This is a genomic window from Terriglobus saanensis SP1PR4, assembly GCF_000179915.2.
In the GTDB taxonomy this organism is placed as follows: domain Bacteria; phylum Acidobacteriota; class Terriglobia; order Terriglobales; family Acidobacteriaceae; genus Terriglobus; species Terriglobus saanensis.
Genome location: NC_014963.1, coordinates 1962466 through 1981663, shown reverse-complemented (window position 1 = coordinate 1981663; position 19198 = coordinate 1962466). Strand labels below are relative to the sequence as shown.

At 54.6% G+C, this 19198-nt stretch carries 19 protein-coding genes; 7 read left to right on the top strand and 12 right to left on the bottom strand.

The window, feature by feature from the left end:
- Nucleotides 1-124 precede the first annotated feature (124 nt).
- Nucleotides 125-3571: a S53 family peptidase gene (locus tag ACIPR4_RS08155; protein ID WP_013568185.1), complete on the top strand. Its 3447-nt coding sequence runs from the start codon at nt 125-127 to the stop codon at nt 3569-3571.
- Between the two features lie 940 nt (nt 3572-4511).
- Here ACIPR4_RS08155 and ACIPR4_RS22920 read toward each other — a convergent pair.
- The 6 genes from ACIPR4_RS22920 to ACIPR4_RS08130 are packed head-to-tail and all read right to left on the bottom strand — an operon-like array spanning nt 4512 to nt 8469.
- A complete protein-coding gene (locus ACIPR4_RS22920) occupies nt 4512-4961 on the bottom strand; it encodes an alpha/beta fold hydrolase (RefSeq protein ID WP_222829270.1) in 450 nt (149 codons plus the stop codon).
- On the bottom strand, nt 4934-5215 hold the full coding sequence (locus tag ACIPR4_RS22915; RefSeq protein WP_222829269.1) for an alpha/beta fold hydrolase: 282 nt from the start codon (nt 5213-5215) through the stop codon (nt 4934-4936). The genes ACIPR4_RS22920 and ACIPR4_RS22915 overlap by 28 nt, the downstream gene beginning before the upstream one ends.
- Before the next feature lie 9 nt (nt 5216-5224).
- Nucleotides 5225-6340: an alpha/beta fold hydrolase gene (locus tag ACIPR4_RS08145; protein ID WP_013568184.1), complete on the bottom strand. Its 1116-nt coding sequence runs from the start codon at nt 6338-6340 to the stop codon at nt 5225-5227.
- Between the two features lie 48 nt (nt 6341-6388).
- A complete protein-coding gene (locus ACIPR4_RS08140) occupies nt 6389-7393 on the bottom strand; it encodes a quinone oxidoreductase family protein (protein WP_013568183.1) in 1005 nt (334 codons plus the stop codon).
- A 51-nt stretch (nt 7394-7444) separates the two neighbouring features.
- The gene (locus ACIPR4_RS08135; RefSeq protein ID WP_013568182.1) at nt 7445-7954 is read right to left on the bottom strand and encodes a DUF302 domain-containing protein; all 510 of its coding nucleotides are present in this window, start codon (nt 7952-7954) and stop codon (nt 7445-7447) included.
- Nucleotides 7955-7971: 17 nt separating this feature from the next.
- A complete protein-coding gene (locus tag ACIPR4_RS08130) occupies nt 7972-8469 on the bottom strand; it encodes a DUF302 domain-containing protein (RefSeq protein WP_013568181.1) in 498 nt (165 codons plus the stop codon).
- A 340-nt stretch (nt 8470-8809) separates the two neighbouring features.
- Here ACIPR4_RS08130 and ACIPR4_RS23620 point away from each other — a divergent pair, with 340 nt between their 5' ends.
- Nucleotides 8810-9058 (top strand): helix-turn-helix domain-containing protein, encoded by a 249-nt coding sequence (locus tag ACIPR4_RS23620; RefSeq protein WP_144312361.1) that lies wholly within the window; start codon nt 8810-8812, stop codon nt 9056-9058.
- A gap of 57 nt (nt 9059-9115) precedes the next feature.
- Here ACIPR4_RS23620 and ACIPR4_RS08120 read toward each other — a convergent pair whose 3' ends face one another.
- Nucleotides 9116-9409 carry a YciI family protein gene (locus tag ACIPR4_RS08120; protein ID WP_013568179.1) on the bottom strand — a complete coding sequence of 98 codons (294 nt, stop codon included), beginning with the start codon at nt 9407-9409 and terminating at the stop codon, nt 9116-9118.
- 126 nt (nt 9410-9535) lie between these two features.
- Entirely contained in the window at nt 9536-9850 is a 315-nt protein-coding gene (locus ACIPR4_RS08115; RefSeq protein WP_049780810.1) for a hypothetical protein, read from the bottom strand.
- 144 nt (nt 9851-9994) lie between these two features.
- On the opposite strand from ACIPR4_RS08115, the gene ACIPR4_RS22700 reads away from it, so the two are divergent.
- Nucleotides 9995-10159, top strand: a complete 165-nt coding sequence (locus ACIPR4_RS22700) for a hypothetical protein (RefSeq protein WP_013568178.1) — start codon at nt 9995-9997, stop codon at nt 10157-10159.
- Nucleotides 10156-10587 (top strand): hypothetical protein, encoded by a 432-nt coding sequence (locus ACIPR4_RS08110; RefSeq protein ID WP_013568177.1) that lies wholly within the window; start codon nt 10156-10158, stop codon nt 10585-10587. Before ACIPR4_RS22700 ends, ACIPR4_RS08110 begins: the two co-directional genes overlap by 4 nt.
- Before the next feature lie 819 nt (nt 10588-11406).
- Here ACIPR4_RS08110 and ACIPR4_RS08105 read toward each other — a convergent pair.
- Genes ACIPR4_RS08105 through ACIPR4_RS08095 form a run of 3 tightly spaced genes read right to left on the bottom strand, consistent with a single transcriptional unit; the run spans nt 11407 to nt 13893 of the window.
- Complete coding sequence (locus ACIPR4_RS08105) at nt 11407-11859, bottom strand: VOC family protein (protein WP_013568175.1); 453 nt, start codon at nt 11857-11859, stop codon at nt 11407-11409.
- Nucleotides 11860-11890: 31 nt separating this feature from the next.
- On the bottom strand, nt 11891-12910 hold the full coding sequence (locus ACIPR4_RS08100) for an alpha/beta hydrolase (RefSeq protein WP_013568174.1): 1020 nt from the start codon (nt 12908-12910) through the stop codon (nt 11891-11893).
- 11 nt (nt 12911-12921) lie between these two features.
- Entirely contained in the window at nt 12922-13893 is a 972-nt protein-coding gene (locus tag ACIPR4_RS08095; protein WP_245536489.1) for an alpha/beta fold hydrolase, read from the bottom strand.
- 80 nt (nt 13894-13973) lie between these two features.
- Between ACIPR4_RS08095 and ACIPR4_RS21575 the strand changes: the two genes are divergently transcribed.
- Nucleotides 13974-14774 carry a MarR family transcriptional regulator gene (locus ACIPR4_RS21575; protein ID WP_013568172.1) on the top strand — a complete coding sequence of 267 codons (801 nt, stop codon included), beginning with the start codon at nt 13974-13976 and terminating at the stop codon, nt 14772-14774.
- Nucleotides 14775-14927: 153 nt separating this feature from the next.
- Here the strand turns inward: ACIPR4_RS21575 and ACIPR4_RS08085 are convergent, their stop codons facing one another.
- Nucleotides 14928-15419: a tetratricopeptide repeat protein gene (locus ACIPR4_RS08085; RefSeq protein WP_041585990.1), complete on the bottom strand. Its 492-nt coding sequence runs from the start codon at nt 15417-15419 to the stop codon at nt 14928-14930.
- Between the two features lie 732 nt (nt 15420-16151).
- On the opposite strand from ACIPR4_RS08085, the gene ACIPR4_RS08080 reads away from it, so the two are divergent.
- Complete coding sequence (locus ACIPR4_RS08080) at nt 16152-17315, top strand: NHL repeat-containing protein (protein WP_041585989.1); 1164 nt, start codon at nt 16152-16154, stop codon at nt 17313-17315.
- A 27-nt stretch (nt 17316-17342) separates the two neighbouring features.
- Nucleotides 17343-17756 (top strand): hypothetical protein, encoded by a 414-nt coding sequence (locus ACIPR4_RS08075; protein ID WP_013568170.1) that lies wholly within the window; start codon nt 17343-17345, stop codon nt 17754-17756.
- Nucleotides 17757-19198: the final 1442 nt, after the last annotated feature.

Genomic DNA, 19198 nt, shown 5'->3' with positions numbered 1-19198 from the left:
CACCAGATGGAGTGACTCTATCTCGATGACGACGCCTGTTGGAGGCTGATCCGACGTTCTGGAGATCCTTGTACATTTTCTCAATTCGAAACTTAACGCTGCTCGAACCATGTGAAGGAGCCTTATGCATAAGAGACTAGGTTTCCCCCGCTTCCCGATGCTGTCCGTAATGTTTCTGTCCGCAATTGCTATTTCTATACAACCCACCTTCGCCCAGCGACGTCAGCTGCCAATGCGGAGCAATGCCTCAACGACCGATCCTGCTGTGAGCGCACTTCCTGCAAACCAGCCGATCCATCTTGGGATCACGCTTCCGCTGCGTAATGTCGATGCGCTGAAGCAATTGATTAAGAACCAGGCCGATCCCGAAAGCCCGCTGTACAAGAGATATCTGACCGCTGGGCAATTCGCCGAACAGTATGGTCCCACAGAGGCCGACTACAACAAGGTGATGTCCTATGCCCAGGCACAGGGCTTCACGGTGAGCAAGACCTCCAGGAACCATACCCTGGTCCAGATCAGTGGTTCCGTGGGCTCGGTGAACCGCATGTTCGCGACTACCATGCGTGTTTATAAGCATCCTACGGAAAAACGGAATTACCATGCTCCGAGCGTTGCTCCAACCATCGACGCCTCGCTTCCGATTCTGAGCGTTGAGGGGCTGAGCGACCGAGACCGTCCCAAGCCATTCTCCAAGCGTGGAACGCCGCACGCATATTTTCTTACAGGTTCCGGGCCCAGCAATAACTTTCTGGGCAGTGATATCCGCGCAGCGTATGCAGGCGATGTGAGTTATCAAGGTGAAGGACAGACGCTTGGCCTCATTGAACTTGGGCCTTACAACCTGAGCGATGTGCAGAGCTACTTCGGCAGCATAGGACAGTCTCTCGATGTCCCAATTTATAACGTGCTCCTCAACGTGGATGGCCAATGCACGGGTTCCTGCGATGACGGTGAAGAGGTGATCGACATTGAGCAAATCATCTCGATGGCCCCGAAAGCATCCGGCCTGCTGGTGTACGAGGGTTACAACGATGCGTCAAACTGGCTGGCAGCATTCGTCCAGGCTGCCGACGATAATATCGCCAAGCAGCTGAGTCTGTCCTTTGGGTTTGGAGGAACACCTGCTACGCAGCCAGGTTACGAGCAGGTTTTCCTACAGATGGAGGCACAGGGGCAGAGTCTGTTTATCGCCTCAGGTGATTCAGGTGCGAACGTCGGCGACATCGGCTACCCAGGCAACAGCCCGAACGTGATCGATGTGGGCGGTACGGATCTGACAACGAACGGTTCTGGTGGAGCATGGCAGAACGAAGTAACCTGGGTCGATTCAACCGGCGGATGGAGCACCCAGTCTCCCATCCCGGCCTTCCAGACTCCGTTCATCAACTCACAGAATCAGGGCTCAACGCAGTTTCGCAACGTGCCTGACGTTGCGGCAGAAGCAGACTTCGACAGCTACTTCTGCGCAAACGGGGGGTGCTACACGGGAATCGGCGGTACAAGCCTCGCCGCTCCTCGCTGGGCTGGCTATATGGCTCTGGTCAACCAACAGGCCAACGGACACGGTGTCACATTCACCTCGGCAACACCATACCAGATCGGCGCGAGCAGCAATTACGGCGCCGTGCTTCATGACATCACAGAAGGCAACGACTTCAACACCGGAAGTCCTAACCTGTTCACCGCCGTGTCCGGCTACGACCTCGTGACAGGATGGGGATCTCCAAACGGACAGGCGCTCCTCAACCTTCTGGCACCCCCGGCGGAGGTAAGCACCGGAGCCAACTTCACGTTGACAGCAACCCCGGCCACCGCATCGATCACGCCCGGCGGTTCGACCACAGCAACGGTCACTGTGACCCCGGTCAATGGATTTGCAGGGCAGATCGCACTTTCGGCAATCCCTGTAGGTTCGCCTGCGGGCATCTCCGCGTCGGTTAGTACAACCGCGGTGTCATCCGGCGGCGAGGCGATCGTTACCATCAGCACAACCGCCGACGCACCGCCCGGCAATCAGATGGTAGCTGTGACAGGAACGGCAAATGGCATCACGCAGATAGCCTATGTGCGTCTGGCCATCCCCGACTTCAGCCTCACCGTTTCCAGCCCAATGCTCTATGTAAACCAGTCAGGCTCCGCAACGGACGACATCACCGTGGATGGGCTCAACGGCTTCTCCAGTCCGGTGGCGCTGAGTCTTACTAATTTGCCGCCCGGCGTCATCGGCAATCTCTCCGCAAAGAACACGAGTATGACGAGCACGCTGACGCTTAAAGCTGGCTTCGCTGCCATTCCAACATCGGGCACGCCGGTGTCGATTGTAGGAAACGCTGGCTCCATCGACCGTTCTGTGCCTGCGCTGACACTTGCGGTGAGCGCGGCAACGGGCGATTGCGGTGTGGGTACGGAGGTGAAACTGGACAATGCCTATAACCTTTCCGGCCTGACCGCGGACGGCACCACCGTAAGTGGATCGGGCATCGATGGTGACGGTTATACGCTCTCGTCCACACTGCTGAAGTCCGCGCGCGTCCTCAATGGATTGCGCTTCAAGTTTGGTCCGGCTAACGGACCCGACGCGGTGTACGCAGCGGGCCAAACCCTGGCATTACCTTCCGGCAAATATCAAACCCTGCAACTCATGGGTCTGGGGCTGAATGGCACTCAAACCAGGCAACAACTTACCGTGACTTACACGGATGGCAGCACGATCCAGTTTTCTCAGACCTTCAGTGACTGGCACACTCCCTCCGTGGCGCTCAACGAGATGGAAGCGGTTGCGATGCCCTATCGCAACACTGCCGCGGGTGCCCGAAGCACGGCGCAGTTCAACGTATATAACTACTCGCTGCTCCTTGATTTCTCGAGGACAGTCAAGAGCATCACGCTCCCAAATAACCGCAACGTGGTGATTCTGGCCGCAACGCTCTCACCCTTTCCCGATGGAACTGCGGTCAACCTGCCGTTCAATACCACGGGCATCTACACCGATGGAACAATCTTCGACGGGAATGGAGGTCTCGATGGTGGCGGCGCGGCCTACTCGGCAAACCTGCTGGACGATGGCCTGAGCGGGGAGCACATCATGGTTGACGGCATTCGCTTCATCCTGGGCGGTGCCAACGCTCCGAACGCATACTACGGTACGGGCGCGAAGTTAGCCTTGCCACCGGGTAACTATAGCGAACTGACCATGGTGGGCACCGGCGTACAGGGCGACCAGACAGACCAGACCGCGGTGGTGACCTATAGCGATGGGACGAAGTCAACCTTTACCCAAAGCTTCAGCGACTGGTCCTCATTCACGGGCTACACCAATGAATCGCTGGTGACGAAAACTTCCTACCGCGACTATAACGATGGCAGCAAAAATACGCAAAATTTCAACGTCTACCGTTACTCCTTCGCGATCAACCCCCTCAAGAGGGTGACAAGCGTAACCATGCCAGACAACCGCAACGTTGTAATTCTTGCGTTGACGTTAGATAACAACCCGGCCTATTACAGGGTGGAAGAGTTGCTGTGCGAGTCGCCTCTCGCGGGCGCGCTTGAAAGCCTAAAGTTCTAATCCGTTCAATTATTACTTATGGCGCCGGAGTGATCCGGCGCCTGTTTTTTTGAGAAGTTCTTCCGCAAGGTTTAGGACGACCGCGCTGCCAGCTATACCTTCCTAGTAACCGGACGCCATCAGTCACTCGTTCGAATGCATTTGCTCTTGATCCTTGGATTCATGGCCTTGTATCGAATTTGACCCTTACAACCCTTCGGTTAACAGGGCACGTGTAAGTTCTGGACCCTTTTTTCCTATAGGATGAGTCGGAGCAGGACGACGTTTTTGGAGCATTTTCGGCACCCAAATTTGACGGACTTTTTGATGAAGTTCTTTACCGAGATGACCATTCGGAAACTACCCGAATGTTCGTCGCTCAACCGTTTCTGGAAACCTGGTCGTGGACAGAACGGACCTGAACTCCTCCATCGGTGCGAGCGTCGGAAGCTTAACTCTGCTCTTAGCCGGTACGGGTTTTTTATAGAGGTGAAACGGGTCAGACCGATGACCTCTTCCATGCCATCTCGGCAACGTCATGTAAATAACTGAAAAAGCTCGACATCAACCGCGCAATGAGAGAGCAGAATGCACACATTTTCCTCGTTATTGGACCCCTAATGGACCCTCAAACCACAGACGTGTGGTCGTACAAATTAGATGTTTTCCGAGACGACGATGAGCGGCGGCTCGAAGCCGGAGATGTGATTGAACCGCCGCGTTCACCAGAATCGCTCTTCATTCACCAAATCCGACCAAATCTCCGCTGTCCTTCGGCATAGCTATGTCGCCAAAAATTTATGCAATGATGCCATGAGTTCCTCAGGATTCTCTTCCGCGATCCAGTGTCCTGAATGTGAGACCTCAAGGCTAGTGACGTTCTCAGCAACTTCACGCATCATCTCAACCACGCCCGCACTGGTATTGCTGATTGATCCGAAGACAGCCAGAACGGGGATCTTTAGCTTTCCATTCCGTTCAAGCGCCGACCGATCTCCTGACCGTCCTGGTCGAAAGCTCGATAAAGCTCAAACCCGGCCCGCATCGCTCCTGCGGCGCTATAGGCGGTCGTATACAGGTCAAGATCGGCCTCGGTAATTGCAGAAGGATCGAAGATGCGCGCGCTGTAGAAGAGCTGAAGGTACTGACGCTCTCGGCCAGCGACGAGCATTTCGGGGACGTCTCGTGTCCCGTGGAAGGCGAAGTGCCAGGTGCGAGGGTCAACGCGCAGCCGGTCAAAGACTGCGGTTCCGGGCAGAGGGGCATCCATCACTACGAGGTGAGTGACGTCATCGCGGAACATCTCCGCATAGGCATAGGCAACCATCAGCCCGATGTCGTGACCTATCAGTGCGACCGGACGTTCAATCTTAAAATGCTCCTTCAGCAGACAATGAATGTCTCCTGCCATCGTTCGTTTGCGTATCCTGCGGCGGGGCGCGACGAGTGGCCAGCACCACGATAGTCGGGCGCAATGACGCGATAACCAGCCTGCACAAGGAGTGGAATGAGACGACGCCACGTCCACCAGGTCTGCGGAAAGCCGTGTAGAAGAACGACTGTGCGATCGCCACCTCCCGCGGTCACGTAGTGGATGCGTAGCCCAGGTTCGAGTTGAGCCATGCCGTGGGTTACCTGAAGCGTCACCGATTGATCTTGATACATGTTCTGCTCCTATCTGATGGGTGTTGCAATCGAGCGCATGAAGTCCGCTACGCGATCTGCCCACAACTCGGGATGAGCCATCGTGAAATGCCCATAGGACGTTGCGGAGCCATCTTGCACAACGAAGTGAGCACGCGGCACTTTGGCTATCTGGTGCTCCAGGATGTGAAGCCCTTCAGGATTGAACTCATCATCGCTAAAGTTCAGTGCGAACACCTTGGTTTGGATTGAGCTCAAGTGAGGTTCGGGATCGTAATCGGTCGAAGACTTGAGCGAATAGAGCAAATCGTTGGCATCAATTTTGTCAGCTTGCTGGTGAACCTGATCGAGAAACTGATTGACTGCGGTAGGATCGGCAAGCGTGGCTTGGAAATGTGGCACGCCATCGATCATCAGCCGGACCAGTTCGTAGCCATGAACAAGGCCTTGCGGTGTCTTTGTATAGTTCCCGTTGTTCCACATGGGATCGGAACGGATGTCTTCAATCACCATGCGGCGCCATAGAAGATTTCGTCCCGAGACTTTGACCGGCAGGCAGACAACTGGCATGATCCCATCGATCTCAGTGGGATAAGCTTCGGCCCATTGCCAGGCGTTCATACCGCCCATCGACATACCTAAAATCGCATGAAGATGTTTGATGCCGAGGATCTCTGTGACCAGCTTGTGTTGAAGGTCTACGATGTCGTTGTACCCGTAGTTAGGGAAGCGTGCCTTCAATCCATCGCTCGGTTTGCTGGACTGCCCATGGCCCACGTTATCGGGAATGATGAGGTAGTAGCGGCGTGAATCAAGAGGGCGCCCCTCGTCGAAAAGCGCCTTTCGATACATCGGAACGAGTAGATCCCGACCATCCGCCCCCGTCCAATGAAGAACCAGGACGGCATTATCGATCTCGCCCTGGCTGTTTCGGTGCGCAGTTCCGAGAGTGACGTAGTGGATGCGTAGCTGCGGGATCGTTTCGCCATCGCGAAATTTATAGTTGGCAAAGGATGCGTCCGACTCATGCGGTCCCGCCAGTTCCGTCATTGGCGCTGCGGTTTGGGAAACGCCACTGCCCGAAAGCAGGATGCTAAGGGCAATCCCTATCAACACAGGCAGGATAAATTTGCATTCTCTTCTCATCACACTCCTTGAGTTGCCAGGGTTAAGCGGCGATTGGCTTTCTTTGGCTCAGACGTTTGTCGTGTCCAAAAGAATCGTTCCCTGAACTTCCCGGTCTTCCAGAAGGCGATGCGCTTCAGCTGTCTGGCTCAACGGAAGCACTTTGGCGATTGAAGGGCGAAGCTTCTCTTCCAACGTGGCTTTGACCAGAAATTCCATTCCCGCGTGAATAAGCTCCGGCTTCGCGAGGAAGACGGGAAGGTAGAACCCTGTCATGGTTTGAGACTTCTGCATGAGCCGGCGGGGCGCAAAGGGCTGACCGGGACCGCGTGTTGATCCAAAGATGATGTAGCGGCCAAATGGTGCAAGGCACTCAAAGTTCTGCTCGAAGATGTCTCCGCCGATCGATTCGAGAAGCACGTCGACGCCCAGCCCTCCGGTGCTTTCAAGGACACGTTGAGGCCAATCGTCATGAGTGTAGTCGACTGCATCATCAGCACCCAGACTGCGGATAAAATCCAGTTTTTCGCTTGTGCTCGCGGTCCCGATGACTTCGCCAGCGCCAAGGATCTTCGCGATCTGAACAGCGAGGCTCCCTACGCCTCCTGACGCACCTTGAACTAGCACCGACTCGCCGGACTGAATCTGCGTGGATGCGGTCAAGAGCAGATATGCCGTGAGCCCCTGGTTGGGCAAAGCGGCAAAGAGATCAGCATTCGCTGACTCAGGAATCTCAACGCAGAAGCGCGGGTTGGCGACCACCTTTTCGGCATAGCCCCCGCCATTCGGTGTATAGGCTACTACTTTCTTCCCAATCCAGACCTTGTCGCCTTCAGATGCGGCTGCAACGACTTTACCCACCGCCTGCAGGCCTGAGACGTGTGGCAACTGAATGCCTCCGACGTGTGTCTCCGGGCGATTGTATGTTCCTTGCCGTTCCCGAATGTCGACGAAGTTGACGCTCGATCGCTCCACGTCGATGAGTAATTCATTGTTCTGGGGTATAGGTTCTGGCCTGTCGCCAAACTGCAAGACGTCGCGCGTACCAAACTTCTCAAAATATATCGCTTTCATGCAATTCTCCTTCAGATCTTCGCTTATTCCAGGTTGGGAAGCCGTCTCTCCTCAGAGGCCGGTAATGCTGGAAACCAAGAGTTCGAGTTTGCGATCAAGTTCGAGGGCAGCGACTTGGAGGGGAGGATTGTCAACAGTGACCATCAATGTGGAAGGCCGAACGAAATACAGCGTAGAGCCCGGTTCGTTTTCGACGAGCAGCGTCTCCACAGGAGCGAAAAGCCCTGCCGAAATGTCCTCCCGCATCATGGTGATGGCGAAGAGGGGGTTGCCCAGGATAATGCGAAGCACCCGCCGATTGATTCCATACCGGGAGATCCAGGTGCTGTGCTCGATCTTTGCGAATATCATGAAGCCGCTCCGGCCCACAAAGCGCCTTGTCACCTCGGCATCGAACTCCTGTGAAGAGACGCTATTGGCCGCTATTTCGTTGATGAGCGGTACGGTCGATTCGCCCGTTTGCTCGTGGAGCCGGCGCAGCACTTCGTCAAATGCCAAGGGGCTATCGATTTGGAGCCTTACTCCCGTGAATTGATGAGCGGTCTGAGTGGCGATGTTCATACGATCTCCTTCGGTACTTAAGCGGCTGCGCCAGCAAGACCCGCTACAAACGCAATGACCTTAGGGTCGATCTGGCGCGCGGCTTCATCCACTTCATCGTTATGAAGACGAGCCATGAGGGTGGATGGCAAATCGTATGCAATCCGTACCTCGCCCTCCCCTGTCTCGTAGATCAGGACGTGGAACGGCACCTGAAAACAGACACCGATGTCGTGTTTGATCATCGTGTGCGCCAGAAGCGGATTGCCATAGGTGTACTGTTTCGCCTTAGCTTCAATTCCGTACAGCTTTAGCCAGTGGCCGTGATCGAACGTCAATACGTGGAGGAAACCACTCGGACCAAAGCTTGCTTTACACAATCTCTCCCAATCGTCTGCCCTGGAGAGAGCTTTCATGCCGTTCAAGAATTTGCCATCATCGCCGTCACCGACGGCAGCTTCAAATGCCTCGACGACTTCCTCAAACGACTTCGTACACACATGCTCACAGTGCTTCACTACATATTCATCAATCACGGAACGCTCCTGATAGGTGGCACGTCTGGGGCGTTCCCCACGACGGTATCCTTTCCTATTCAAACTTTGGATGGACGAAGACGCGGTCAAGATGCATATACATCATACTTGTTTCTCTTGGAGCGGCAGTTTATGGTACATTGACGATGTGTATACATCACTTCCATCGAGAATAGACCCCTGTGCCTGCACCACTGTGAAGAAGGTGTCACGAGTATTGGGCCGACACTATGACTCGACCATCTCGCCGGCCGGTGTGAACATTACCCAACTAGCTGTGCTTCGCTGTATTGCGCGACGCGTCGGAGAACCTCTGGTTCGCGTCGCCGAGGAAATGGAGATGGATCGAACCTCGCTGTATCGCGCCATCGCGCCGATGATTCGAGACGGGTGGCTCACCTCGGAAGACGCGAGCACCTCTCGGTTTCGCACGGCGGAGATAACCGCGAAGGGACGAAAACTCCTAACCGTTGCCAACAAACGCTGGGAAAGAGTACAGCGGAATATCATCGGGAAATTTGGGCAGAGAGAATACGGGAAACTGCTCGCCGAACTGGATCGTCTAGCAGAGTGCGCCGTGGAAGAGTAGGCCAGACCTAAGGTCGAGCCCATTCCAAGATCGCACGACGTCAGTCCGATGGACGCACTACGAGGAAGCTCCCTGTAAGTCGGCGTTATATAGGGCTGGATTCCACGCAGTCAGTTCAAACTTCCCTAAAGCGCCGCCCGTGAAATAGGGGTCGGCATGAAGTATCTCTTCGGCCGCATGGGCATCCGCAGCCTCGTAGATAAAGAGTGCTCCCGTGCCATCCGAAAACGGACCCGCCGCCCATAACTTGTTCTCTGAATCCAATTGCGCCATGTATTGCCTGTGCGCGGGCCTGAGCTCTGCGACCCGATTCAAATCATCTATGTAGTGGCACAAGTTGATGTACTTCATGGACAACCCTCCGAATTTTATTCATTTCGATGATGCATATACATCACTGAGTATTGACTCCAGCGATGCGGTAGTCAAGTGAGCCCGGCAACCCGGTATTTCCGTAGTCCCCAAGCATCAAAGGCTTCAGCTGACATCGTTATCGAGCTTCCGGGTGCCCTGGAGCTTACGGACATAGAAGATCTGACCGGTATGGTAGGCGTTGTGTGTGCTGATCCGCCCAATCGTAGGAGCGATCCTGAGGAGCGTAGCCGAATCGGCTTGCTGATCGAGTTGTTCGAGCGAGTTCATCACCGTATCCAGATCGCGTACGGTGTTCGCCCAGTTCACAGGATTGAAGTCGTTGAAAGTCTCGTCATTGGTGTTCGGATTTGTGGGGGGCTCACCCTTTAGTTGCGCAAGAGCATGACGGTCCCAAAACAGGATATGGTTCGCGATCATTCCTACAGAGTGGTTTGCATTAGGATTAACCTGCCTGCGGAGTTGGTGGGAATCCACTTGGCTTGTTCGGGAGTGAGGCCACCCACCGAGGTACTTAAAGGCAGGAACCATTCCGGCTGGTTGTGTGTGGAACGGAGGTCTGCGGTGATTGGAACCCAAGACCGCTTCGCGCTGAAACCGGTAGCAACTTCGAAAGACTTCACAGCCCTTCTCGGCAAGACTGTAATTGTCGCCGGAACGCTGCCGCAGGCCGCAAAAGGCAGAGTGCCCGACATCTTGCGCTACAACACCATCTCGGAGGCGCAGTGACCTCAACCAGCATTCCTCTCACCCCTGAGCGCAGGGCAAAGCGAGCAGCCCGGCTCAACTACTTTTCATTATTCAGTTCATTCAGCACCCTGGTCTGTTGTGCATTGCCTTCCATCCTCGTACTTCTGGGACTGGGAACTACGGTCGCGTCACTGCTTTCCGCAGCTCCGTGGCTGGTTAGTCTCTCCCGCCATAAGGTGTGGACGTTCAGCATCGCAGGAACGCTGATCGCTGCAAGTTTCGTCGTCACCTATGTGACTGCACCTCGGCTGAGAAACGGTGAGGCTTGTGCGTCCGATGATCCAACAACTTGCGGTGAAGTCAGCAAGTTGAGCCGCATTCTCCTCTGGGTCTCTGCACTCATCTGGTACGGCGGCTTCTTCGTCGCGTACTTACTCGGACCGGTTCTTGAGTGGATGGATCGCTGAAGAATCGGCTGAATCCATCGGGGAGCGACCGGTGTTCCGGACGCAAGCGAGAATTGCCTTGGGATCGCGTTTTGCCCATGCAATTGACCGAGGCGATCAGAGTTCGCATTCTGATCGCCTCGGTCGACGTCGCGTACACAGGCGGTCAGCCCTTCCAAAGGGTCATGATCAAGCCGCCCACTACGACGAAGGCCCCGCCCAGAGAGATGGGGTTGCCAGCTGATTGGTGAAACGCACCTTCGCCACAATTTGAGAAACGAGAAAGAAGAGCACAACATAGATGTCCAACAGCTTGCCGAGTCGATTTTCGAAGAGTTCAGGAAGAGCCTGTAACAGGCGAGCACTACAGACCCGGCGATAAACCAACCGAACTGGTCTACCCGCAGAGGAATGATAGAGGCCGGACTTTATTGGACCCTAATGGACCCTCGTTACTGAGCGGTGTTGCTGTAAGAAACACATTCAGAATGGGATACAGGCACGTTCGAATAGTGCTTTCTTCCTGCGCATTTGGCAGCGGCACACAACTAACTGAAAATGCACGATACCAACCGCTCTATACACCACTACACGCAACAGATTTTTCTGGTTATTGGCCCCTTAACGAACCATCGAGGCCACCCAATACATGACATATGCGTGTGCCGGGACCACTCCCGGATTCTCCGCGGAAGAACTCCTCAATGAGTGCGTCGACCTGATATCGCCAATTGGGGCCGGAGTTGATAAACAGAAGCCAACTTACGAGGACCAATGTTTGCTTGAGAATCACCAAGCCATGGTGTGGATCGACACCTGAGGTAATCGCCTGTCCGTCTCTCATTGGGGTATGGGCTGGATAACCTCGAAGAGATTGTCCCAAGGATCCGCGAAGAAGGCTACACGGAGGCCCATGGCAGGTACATCGTGCGGCTCGCTGGCGATCGTCACGTCACGGCACTTCAGTTCGTCGATGACAGCGTCGACGCTATCGACACGGAACCCCAGGTGATGCCAGCCAGACATACGGTAGCTGTCATGGAGATCCTTATAAGCTGGTCGTTCTGCAGCGCCTTGGCCGGCCAGCAATTCGAAATGAAAGCTCTCGTCCCCGGCCGGGTAAAGAAAACCAAAACTGAGCCCGGCTACAAACGCGGATTGCTTCAAGCGAAAGTCTAGTTTGTCTGCGTACCAAGCCACCGCTGTGTCAAAGTCCGGCACGCGGATGGCGGTGTGGTTGATCTTAAGCGACGAAAGCGGATTCAGGACGGGAGGTGTGGTGGGACTGGCCATGTTTTCCTTGAGTGTTGCTTTGCGATGCGAATTAGAGTGCCTTCGTAGTGAGCCAGGACCGCACAGACTTAGTGACTTCCGCCTTGCGTTCGAGCGGCAGCCAGTGACCGGAAAGTAGGCTTGTTACAGTCAGGTTTTGGCACGCGTTGCTCATGGCTTCGCCGGAGCGATTGTGGGTGATATCGCAGAGGCCGTCGAACTCACCGTTGATAAACAGCACGGGCTGGCGCAGTTTCCCGCCGTCCGGCGCTGCGTGAGCGTACGCTACGTTGGCGGCATCGTTCAAATACCAGGAGTTGCCGGGCCGGAATCCGTTCACGCGGAATGAATCGACGAGAATCTCAAAGTCAGACGGAGGCCAAAGTGCAGGATCAGGCTCCAGCGCCGGAGCGTGGTGCTCCGAACCAAACCAACCGCCGTTGCGCGTGGTGATGGCCGAGCGGTACATCTTACCTGCCAATTCGGGACTTCCACTTCGGAAGATCGCCGCGAGGCTTGCGCGGATATCTGCATCGAAATCGGCGACCGTCTGTTCGAAGTGGGTCAGGTAAAAGCGGTAGTAGTCCCATTGTCCGTCCGGGTACTGATCGATGGGATAAAGCTTGCGGTCGATGGGCGGCAGAAGATTGGGAAGCGCGAAGCCATCCGGTATATAGGGGACGGAAACAAAAACGATGCCCCGGCTTAGCTTCGGGTGATGCGCGGCCAGTGCCCCAACAACGGGGCTTCCGAGGTCGTGCCCGATCCAGATCGCAGGGCTTGCGCCAAGATGATCATGCAGTTCGACCATGTCTTCGACGATCTCTTCCAGAGCGTAGGCTACCGATGCGGTCGGTACAGAAGAGTTGCCGTAGCCGCGCATATTCGGCGCAATGCAATGCCAGCCGTCAGAGGCGAAGGCCTCGATCTGTGAACGCCATACCAATCCGATCTCGGGCCACCCGTGGAGGAAGATCATCAATGGGCCATCGGCAGGGCCGACCTCCCAATAGTGCGTCGTGTGACGTGGCGAGCTGAATGCGGCCTCGGTCAGTGGGACGGATGTTGTCATCTTGTGTTCCTTTACACGGGGTTTACGCTGCGCAAGAACTTCACGAGCTGTTCGCTGACTTCAGCGGAGGCCTCGTGTTGTATCCAGTGACCTACGTTGTCGAGTTCCAGATTCCCGACGAGGCCTGGAAGGCCAGCGCGAAGCTTTTCCGCAGGGGGATAAAGCGCAGCCAGGCCGTCTGCCTTTCCCGAAATGTAAAACGACGGTTGGGTGATCTTCGCTCCTTTCCAGGCAGCGGAGAGATCGAAATAGAGTTCAGCGGCGCGATAGTAGTTCAATGCCCCGTGAAAGCCGGTGCGTTGGAATTCCGCGATGTTGTGAGCCAAGTACTCCGGTTCCACCCATGAAGGCAATGGCCCGGAAGCAGCGCGATGCAGGCTCCGTGCAGGATCCAACGGGTTCCATCGCTGGTCTGCAGGGGCTGAACCCGATGCCCAATACAAAATGCCCGGAATCGTGACGGCAGCGTCCGCCCAAACCTGATCGGCCTCCGGTTTTATCTGTTCGAACATGTAGAAGTCGTCCTCATGTCCAGTGGCTCGCATCCGCTCGAAGACGCTGACATCACCACGCGGAAAATAGGGTACCGCCAGGCAAAACACCGCCTTGAATCGGTCGGGACGCATCATGGCGGCATTCCAGGCATGGGTTGCGCCCCAGTCGTGACCGACAATTACCGCGTTGGGAAGATTCAGTGTGTCAAGGAGTCCGACTAGATCACCGGCGGTGTGCAGCGGCGTGTACAAAGCTGGATCTGATGGTGCTGAACTGCGCCCATATCCGCGCATATCCGGAGCGATGGCTCGATAGCCTACAGATGCAACTGCCTTCATCTGCCGTCGCCACGTATAAGAGGTGTCCGGAAACCCGTGACAGAAGAGCACGGCCAGCCCATCCCCAATCTCGGTGACGTGGAAGGAGATGCCATTCGAGACGATCTGATAGTCCTTGAACTCCATCTGCCCTCCACTTCCTGAACTCATCCTAAATATTCGCTTGACCTAAAGCAACTAATACCCAATCTGCTTTTGACAGAGCCAACCCGGATAGGGTGACATGAGCTATGCCTATAGACCACGTCGATCGAGTAGTTCAACAGTGGAAAGCGGAAAGGCCCGACTACGATCTGGCTCCGGTTGAGATCATCGGGCGGGCGGGCCGCATCATGGAACATATCGATCGCGCTCTGGAAGCGAAGTTCGAAGAGTTTCAGATCTCAAGGGCATCGTTCGATGTGTTGGCCGCACTTCGTCGGAGCGGCAAACCCTATAAGCTGACGCAGCGCGATCTGATGCGCAGTCTTTTCCGCACTTCCGGGAGCATGAGTCTGAGGATCGACGCCCTCCAGAAGCAAGGCCTGGTGAACCGGTCGCCGGATAGTGAAGACCGTCGCTCTGTCTTCGTCACTCTGACTACCAAAGGCGTGGACCTTTTAGAAACCGTGATTCCTGCGCATCTTGAAAATGAAAGCAGCCTGGTCGCGGGGCTTAGTCGAACGGAACGGACGCAGCTCATTGGCTTGCTGCGCAAGTGGCTGGTCAGCCTCGAAGAAGAGGTCGCCCACGGTCGTCAGCTTTACCTCGGCATGACTCTGCTCGATTCTCGCGCCTCGGCGAAAATGCGGCGAGCTGTTGGCCTTCCCGATATCCCAGGTCTGCTTGTCAAGCAGATTGCAGCGGGCAGCCGGGCTGAAGAACTCGGCTTCCGGAAGGGCGATCTCGTCATTTCCGTTGAGAGACAAGCAGTTATATCCCTAGTGGACCTTCGCAAGATCCTGAATCACTCCGAGCCAAAGACAAAGAAAGTTCGAGTGGTTCGCGGAGTCGAGACGATGGAGTTTAAGCTGACAAATTCCTCGATATAGGAAGGTTGCTAAAGCGCCGGTGTTCCCCCTGCAGCGAGCTAGCTCCGGGCTCAAAACGTGCTTTGACCTGTTCTCCTCATTCAAGCGGCCGATCAGGAATCCCATCGATTAAGGAAGCTGGCTCATGGCACTCAATAAAATCGAAGTGTCCGATTATTCCAATTTCGTATATTCGATTTTGGCTTTGCGGTAAATTGGAAGGTCCAGGTCGGCACCTCTCCAAAGATCGAGGAATTCCTCATAGCTTTTCTTTGCCAACGTTTTGTCGCCGGACATTGCCCTGGCACGCGCCAGCTGCAGTCGTGCCAAAGCTCCGATCACGAATCGGCCTACGATCCCAGGATGGTCGATTACTTTTTCAAATTCGGGAACAGCGAGTGCCCCGTTGCCCATCTGCAGATAAGCGAGGCCACGTAGGTACGCCGGATAGACGCTGTTCAGGGTGTCCGGGATGGAGAACTCATACTTCACGGTTGGACGGAGGCTTTCTATCGCGCCCGCCGGGTCGTTCTCCTGTAACCGGACAGCGGCACTAACAATAGGCAGTGAATAGTTCTGTGTAAGCGTGTCCAACGGGTATTCGCGGCTGAGCACGTCGGCAAGCTCGTTTGCCTTCTCGGTCTCGCCTACGCGCGCTAGCAGCATCGCGAGATCGAGGCGCGTCTTGCGGTCTTTCGATTCGGTGGCTTGGCAGTCGTGATCGAAGTTCCAGCGCAGAGCTGAACCCGTCTATCTGATCCCTGCGGCCATGGAAATGACAGAGTATGGAAAGCCATAAAGCCGGCTTTCCACCCTTTCCACACTCTTTGGAAATCCCTTCGGGATTACCACATTCCCACGGCCCCGACGACGAGATTAAGTATTTAGAAGCGATAGCCATAAGGTTAACTTAAGCCAGTACCACCGCAAAGGACTTGTAATGGATGTCCCCGGTCCAATGTGTAACGCGTGTCCCGGTATACTCACCTCTTAGGAGGTTTGGTGTCCTTGTTTAGCGCGGAGCGCTGGTGTTTGCTCCTAACGTTCCCGTTGCGGCGGTAAGAAGCAGCATAGATGGAGTGAAGAATGATGAACCCTTTCTTAGTCTTGATGAGCTGTCAGAACTTATTGGCATGCACAGATCAAATGATTCCCAAATTGGGAGGTCGGTCAGCCCTTTTTGAAGCCGGTTGATCCATTCCTCGCAAGAGGCGTTACTATTTTTCTGATCTCAGAGGCGCCGATAGACGCGCCGCATCGTAACTGGAACGGGTATTCCCCATTGAAAATGGGTTGAAACAGTTAACCGATTCTTCTCCAGGTGAACATGATCCGACGATCACTCCAGCCGCACTCTAGCAACGCGCTCTGAGGAGGATGCATGCAAGCACGAAGCGTATGAGGATTTCTATATTGCCGCTGATGATTCTTATTGCAGCGGTCAGTTTGATCTCATTCAACCGGATCCCAATCTCATCCGTATTTGCCGACGGGCCAAACGTCGTCGATTTCACTGGTTACGCTCACTACACTTTTAACAACCTTCACAACCCAACTGGTCTCGCCGTGGCTAATGGGAACCTATACATTGCGGACACGGGAAACAACGTTATTAAGATGTTCAATCCGAGTCTTGGAACGCTGAGTGTGTTGGCGGGATCGGGAACAGCGGGGTACAACGACGGTAGCCCTGCCAGCGCCCAATTCAATACCCCAACGGGGTTGTCCGCCGTCTACACTGCGCAAGATATCCAAAGCGGTCCGGGCTTTCCTCCCACGCGGCTTCGTCTTATCGAGATTCGAATCAATGACACTGGTAATAACGCAATCCGACGTATGTGCATACAGGCACCGGGCGACCAGGTCACTTGTCAGTCGGTAAATGGACTGCCAAATGGGCAGGTTGTAACCATGGGTGGCGGAAGTCTAGGAGATGCCGACGGCAACGGTTCCGCGTCTAGATTCAATTCACCTACGGGCTTCGCGACGGACGGCCTCCTCATTGGAGATACCGGCAACAACTCTATTCGCACAATGGACGCCAACAATAACGCTGGCACTTTGATCGCATCTCAAGTACCAGGTTTCATAGATGGCAACCTCAGCGTAGCGCGCTTTAGCTATCCCACAGTTGCATTGGCTACCCCTATTGGCACATTGATTGTCGACTCCGGAAACCATGCGATCCGCTTACTGAACGGTGCGAATCAAGTCACCACTCTAGCGGGAAATGGCACTGCCGGATATGCTGACGGCCAGGGCAACAGCGCCCGGTTCAATAAACCGACACAGGTAGTCTACAACTCAGGCGACGGCGCGTACTACATCGCCGACACCTTCAACAACTGCATACGAAGAATGGATTCCGCGGGAAATGTGACCACGTATGCTGGGATTGGCGGTCAAAGTGGCCTCGTGGACGGAGCATCTACATCTGCCAAGTTCGACAAGCCAACAGGGATTGCAATCGCGAACGGCTACCTATATGTAGCCGATTCAGGTAATAATGCGATCCGACGCGTGGATATGAATGCCAATATCGTTTCGACCTATATCAACTAACTGATTTCGATCTGGAGAGGCGACCCCATGATACTTCTAGCAAAAGCCGTGCTTATCGGAGCTTCACCCTTTGCCTTGATGTTCTTCACCTTTTCTTGTGGCGAGAAGGCATTCAACGGTGGCATTCGCGACGTCACCACGGTTGCACTTGAAGCAAATCCCCTCGATGAAACCTATCTTGGGGGTGTAAACGACAGAGGCTCCCTGAACTATGTGAATCCAACAGGAGGCTCGGCAGGTAGCGCTAGCACGTTTTCTGGAACGACAGAAACGGCAGACGGTATCAGCGATCATCCCGACGCCATCACGAATTCGTCCTGGTACATCCAAATGGATTGGAGCCAGGCTGAACCAGCTTGCACTGATCCTAATTTGCAGGCACAGTTGGATGCGCAGGTAGGAGGCTCGGGGGCTATTTTTAGATGGCATTGTCTTCTGTAAATATGAGGGGTCTGCTTGCAAGTTTGTTGTTATCTACTGTGGGCTGCGCGAGTAGAGTGGTCCACAGTGATGACATTGCGTTTCTTAGGATAGGCGACAAGCCACTAAGCGATGCACTTTATATAATGCGATCCGATGGTAGCGACTACGATCGCGTTTTTTTGGACCGCACGTTGTCGACACTTTCCGGTCTTTCGCTAAGTGGCAATCGGCTCCTCATCAACTGCAAAGAGTATAAGAACAAGACCTATCGATCCTTTTTAGGACTATGGCAAAACATCGGGGGTAAATGGGAATATAAAGAACTTCCACATCCTTCCGGATGGTTTGGCTCCCCCTTACTCTTCTCGTCAGGAACTCGGTTGCTTTCACAGACCATAGGCACCGACAGGAAGTCGATTGCACTGGATCTCTACGATGTTGGGTCTGGTACTGTCGTCCACAGCTTCGAACTCACAAAAAAGATTGGCGATTCTTCGTCTAATCTGCTTTGGTACAAGTTGCTAGATGTCTCCGGGGATGCAAAGGAAGTGCTACTGATCCGCTACAGTCGAGAGGACTTGAAAGCAAATACAGACTTACAGATCTTGAACCTTTCGTCGGGGCGACTCGACAGTGTGACTGGCGCTCCTTCCGGCACGGCAACGGCGTTATTCTCGCCGGTAACGAAGGATATTCTTATCTTAGGAACCAAAGGTCTTCAGCTTATGCCTCACAAAGGTTCTCAGCCAATCCTGCTGCTGGATCGAGCTGAGATGAGAGGCTTGTCGTTTCGAGGAAACAGAGGCGCTTGGTGCGCTAGAACAAATAGCGTTTTTCTGCCGTTGTACGACGGAAAGAACAAAACCTCTGATATTTGGTGCTTCGATATAGACACTAGGGGTCTTCGGAGGGTCGCGGCGACCGATAAGGGACACTACGACTATTTGGGTTGCGCTGTCTAACTAGTATCCCGAACACGTGTCGCCCGTTTAGGAAAGGGTGGGGCACGGAGACGCCTGCGGCGGCGATCGTCTCCAACTTGTGCAGCTCGTCGTGTGAATGAATCCGCACATCACACGTTGGCGACGTGTGATGGGTCGGGAGTGGGTTGTCCCTTGAGATCTGTGGTCATCATTTGCAACGTGTCGGCTCTGCAGATGGCGCCGTTGGGTTCAACGGTGCTTTGCTGGGGGATCGACACGCTTTCCGTCGGTGAGACAGACGGAGACGGTTCCAGTTTCCGTCCCAAGTGGTACGAGTGCGGTGTGCGCCATGTGTTTCGGTGGCAGCGTGCGTCTTTGAACGCGGAACGACCAACGCTTACAGTTCTTATCGAGCTACCAGAAGGAAGAGATGTCGCTGACGGACTTGTGTCACGAGTACGGCATCTCCCCCCCAACCGCGTCTGATCTAAGCTTGAATGGCCTAGTTGACAATATCAAAGTACGCAGGAGTGCTAG

Coding starts and splice junctions, on each gene's coding strand:
- ACIPR4_RS08155 (WP_013568185.1), top strand. CDS start 125: ATGCATAAGAGACTAGGTTTCCCCCGCTTCCCGATGCTGTCCGTAATG.
- ACIPR4_RS08095 (WP_245536489.1), bottom strand. CDS start 13,893: ATGAGTTCAGGAAGTGGAGGGCAGATGGAGTTCAAGGACTATCAGATC.
- ACIPR4_RS22915 (WP_222829269.1), bottom strand. CDS start 5,215: ATGTATCAAGATCAATCGGTGACGCTTCAGGTAACCCACGGCATGGCT.
- ACIPR4_RS08115 (WP_049780810.1), bottom strand. CDS start 9,850: ATGATCGCGAACCATATCCTGTTTTGGGACCGTCATGCTCTTGCGCAA.
- ACIPR4_RS08100 (WP_013568174.1), bottom strand. CDS start 12,910: ATGACAACATCCGTCCCACTGACCGAGGCCGCATTCAGCTCGCCACGT.
- ACIPR4_RS08105 (WP_013568175.1), bottom strand. CDS start 11,859: ATGGCCAGTCCCACCACACCTCCCGTCCTGAATCCGCTTTCGTCGCTT.
- ACIPR4_RS08075 (WP_013568170.1), top strand. CDS start 17,343: ATGATACTTCTAGCAAAAGCCGTGCTTATCGGAGCTTCACCCTTTGCC.
- ACIPR4_RS23620 (WP_144312361.1), top strand. CDS start 8,810: ATGGATCGAACCTCGCTGTATCGCGCCATCGCGCCGATGATTCGAGAC.
- ACIPR4_RS08135 (WP_013568182.1), bottom strand. CDS start 7,954: ATGAACATCGCCACTCAGACCGCTCATCAATTCACGGGAGTAAGGCTC.
- ACIPR4_RS08120 (WP_013568179.1), bottom strand. CDS start 9,409: ATGAAGTACATCAACTTGTGCCACTACATAGATGATTTGAATCGGGTC.
- ACIPR4_RS08145 (WP_013568184.1), bottom strand. CDS start 6,340: ATGAGAAGAGAATGCAAATTTATCCTGCCTGTGTTGATAGGGATTGCC.
- ACIPR4_RS08085 (WP_041585990.1), bottom strand. CDS start 15,419: ATGCTGCTAGCGCGCGTAGGCGAGACCGAGAAGGCAAACGAGCTTGCC.
- ACIPR4_RS08080 (WP_041585989.1), top strand. CDS start 16,152: ATGAGGATTTCTATATTGCCGCTGATGATTCTTATTGCAGCGGTCAGT.
- ACIPR4_RS22920 (WP_222829270.1), bottom strand. CDS start 4,961: ATGGCAGGAGACATTCATTGTCTGCTGAAGGAGCATTTTAAGATTGAA.
- ACIPR4_RS08140 (WP_013568183.1), bottom strand. CDS start 7,393: ATGAAAGCGATATATTTTGAGAAGTTTGGTACGCGCGACGTCTTGCAG.
- ACIPR4_RS21575 (WP_013568172.1), top strand. CDS start 13,974: ATGCCTATAGACCACGTCGATCGAGTAGTTCAACAGTGGAAAGCGGAA.